This window comes from Acidobacteriota bacterium (assembly GCA_034211275.1).
In the GTDB taxonomy this organism is placed as follows: domain Bacteria; phylum Acidobacteriota; class Thermoanaerobaculia; order Multivoradales; family JAHZIX01; genus JAGQSE01.
In genome coordinates, this window is sequence record JAXHTF010000329.1 from 1 (window position 1) to 3222 (window position 3222).

General features: G+C 68.8%; 2 protein-coding genes. Both read right to left on the reverse strand.

The window, feature by feature from the left end; all coding sequences use genetic code 11:
* Positions 1-199: 199 nt before the first annotated feature.
* Positions 200-1546, reverse strand: a complete 1347-nt coding sequence (locus SX243_25600) for a formimidoylglutamate deiminase (GenBank protein MDY7096365.1) — start codon at positions 1544-1546, stop codon at positions 200-202.
* Complete coding sequence (argE, locus tag SX243_25605) at positions 1543-2733, reverse strand: acetylornithine deacetylase (GenBank protein MDY7096366.1); 1191 nt, start codon at positions 2731-2733, stop codon at positions 1543-1545. The genes SX243_25600 and argE overlap by 4 nt, the downstream gene beginning before the upstream one ends.
* Positions 2734-3222 lie beyond the last annotated feature (489 nt).

Genomic DNA, 3222 nt, shown 5'->3' on the forward strand with positions numbered 1-3222 from the left:
GGGGTTCGTCTTCGCCCACCCGTGCGCGAAGACGAAAAGGTGGCAGCCGACCAGCTCGGTGGTGGGATGGCTCGGTGGTCGAGACACATCGAGCGATCCTGATCTGTCTGCTTGCCTATTCTTTTAGATTAGACGAGGGCTAAGTTTTCGTCAAGAAAATACTGTTCTGCGGAAACTTCTGCCCTGCGGGTGGAAATGATCAAGCGGTGGCGGAGTTGCCGATCACCCAGCGGCCGCCGACGCAGACCTCGCGGATCACTGCGTCGCCGGCGCCCAGGACCAGCCCTGCCGCCAGACTGTTTTCGTCCAGCTCCGCCAGCTGTGGGGCGTCGAGGTCCACCAGGATGAGGTCGGCGGGGGCGCCGGGGACGAGCTGGCCGGTGGGCAAGCCGAGAGCCGTGGCGCCGGCGCGGGTGGCGGCGTGGAGGAGGCTGGGGGCGATGTCGCCGTGGTCGTTGCGCAGAACGCCGCGGGACTCGGTGTGGAGTCGCTGGACGTACTCCAGCCAGCGCATCTCCTCGAGCATGGAGATGCGGGCGTTGGAGTCGGTGCCCAGGCAGAGGGCGCCGAGGCCTTCGGGGATCTGTTGCAGAGCCGGTAGAGAGGCGATGCCGTCGCCGAGGTTGGCTTCCGTCAGCGGGCAGATGCACACGTTGGCGCCGGCTTGAGCGAAACTGCGCAGGTGTGCCGGGGGCGTGTGGGTGCAGTGCACCGCGGTGAGCCCCGGCCCCACCGGCAAGTGCTCCAGCAGCAGCTCCAGGGGGCGGCGCCCCCAGGTCTCCACCACCGCGTCCACTTCTTGACGTTGCTCCTCGACGTGGAGGTGCAGCACCATCTTCCTCCGCCGGGCCTCGGCGTGGAGCTCTTGCACCGCATCCGGTGGCGCCGCCCGTAGGCTGTGGGCGACGGCGCCGAGGCTTTGGGTGCGCGGCTCGAGGAGTCCGGCGAGGTGATCCATCTGCTGCCAGTAGCGTTCCAGAGAATCGATGCGGAAGCGGCGCTGGGCACCCTCCAAAGGTTGACCGACGCCGCCGGTGGCGTAATAGGCCTGGAGCAGGACGATGCGGATTCCCGCCTCGGCGGCGGCCCGCAGCACCACCTCGTCGAAGGTGAAGTCATCCCCGGGCTCGGGGTTCAGGTGATGGACGTAGTGAAACTCACCGACGGTGGTGATGCCCGCCGCCAGCATCTCGCGGAAGGCCTGGAGGCACAGGCGGTGGAGCCTGTCCGCGTCGAGGTCGGCGACCAGGCCGTACATCGCCCGCCGCCAGGTCCAAAAGCTCCCGGCGTCCTGGGGGAAGGTCTCGCCGAGACCTCGGAGGCCTCGCTGGAAGGCGTGGGAGTGGGCGTTGACGAAGCCTGGTAGCAGCGCCCGCCGGCGCAGGCGCCGATGGGGCTCCGGAAGGTCTTGGCCCACCCGTAGCAGGGAGCCGCTGGCCCCGATCTCCAGACGCACGCCGGTCTCGAACCGGCGGCCGGTCCAGGTCAGATCCGCTTCCCAGATCTCTCCGGCGGCGGCGCTGGGAGCTTCGCCTTGCGTACTCATGGGGTGGGGCTCGGGCCAGAGTCCGCGCCGTCCTGGCAGAGCTCATGGATTAGACGGTCGAGAAGCTCGCCCCCGCGGGCGAATTGGTCCTTCGGGATGAACTCGTTGGGCTTGTGGGCCACCTCGATGGAGCCGGGGCCGAAGACCGCGCAATCCATCTCCAGCTGCTGCAGCCAGCCGGCGTCGGTGGCATAGGAGGCGCTGTGGGTCTCCTCCTGGTGCACAAGGTCGTAGAGATGATGGCAAAGGGGCGCGTCCTCGGAGAGCAGCAGCGGCGGACTGTCCCCCAGCAGCTCCACCTCGCAACGGTCCGAGGCGGTGACCCGTTCGACTTCGGCTCGGATGCGCTCGGCGATCTCCTTCGAGTCCATTCCCGGCAGCACCCGGGCACCGACGTCGAGGACGCAGCGCTCGGGGACGATGTTCACCGCCGTGCCGCCGTGAATCTGGGCGACGTTGAGGGCGACGTAGGGCACCTGGGGAAAAAAGCCGTGGTGCGGCGGCTGCTCGGTCTCCAGCTGGCGGCGCAGGCCGGTGAGGGCGAGGATCACCCGCCCGACGGGCTCGATGGCGTTGACTCCCAGGTGCGGGTAGCCGCTGTGGGCGGGCACGCCGTGGAGGGTGACGCGCATCTTGAGGTGGCCTTTGTGCATGCGGACCACGTTGAGGGTGGTGGGCTCACCGATCACCGCCTGGCGCGGTAGGGGACGGTCCCGGGGCCAGCTGTGGCGCAGATGGCAGGCACCGACGGTGCCCACCTCTTCATCGTAGGTGAAGACCAGCACCAGAGGCCGGGTGAGCTTCTCGGCGGACCGCAGCCGGTTGGCGGCGAGGGCCAGGAAGCCCTTCATATCCGCCGAGCCGCGGGCCACGAAGCGGTCGTCCCGGTCGTCCAGGGAGAAGGGGTTGGAGGTCCATTCCGGCTCCAGCGCCGGCACCACGTCCATATGGCCGGAGAGCACCAGCCCCTCGCGGGTCTTCGGATCCACCGGTGGGCCGGCGTAGATCACCAGGTTGGCTTTGTCGCCCTCCGGCGAAGCGTTGCGGACGATCTCCACCCCCGGGCGGTCGAGGTAGTCGCAGAGAAACTCCACCAGCGGCAGGTTGGAGTTGCAGCTGGTGGTATCGAAGGCCACCAGCCGGGCGAGGAGCTCGGTGTCGGAGAGGGCGGTGCTCGTGCTGCTCATGGGGAGAGAGGTTACCAGCCGCGAAGCCCCCGTGAGAGGTTTCAACCCCTCGTGTCTTTCCGGTAGCCCCCGCGAGGGGTTGAAACCCCTCGCTAGTACATCTCGCCCCTGCCGGGGCGACACCCCCTTCCCACCCAGGAACCCACCCCGGAACCCTCCTGGGAGCGACGTCTTGGAGCCGGCTCCGGGGTGGGCGGGGGCGGCGTCCTCCGGACCCGGAGGCCGCTATACAGTAGCGAGGGGTTTCAACCCCTCGCGAGGCTGCCGGAGCGACACCCCCTCCCCCGACGCTGGAGCGTCTCCCCGGGCTCCGACGCTGGAGCCTCGGAGCGAGCCTTTCGGGGATAAATCCCCTGGGAGGGCCGGCTTCCAGCCGGCTCCGGGGTGGGCGGGGGCGGCGTCCTCCGGACCCGGAGGCCGCTATACAGTAGCGAGGGGTTTCAACCCCTCGCGGGGCTTCTTGCCGGATCTGTCGGGACTGCTGGGGAC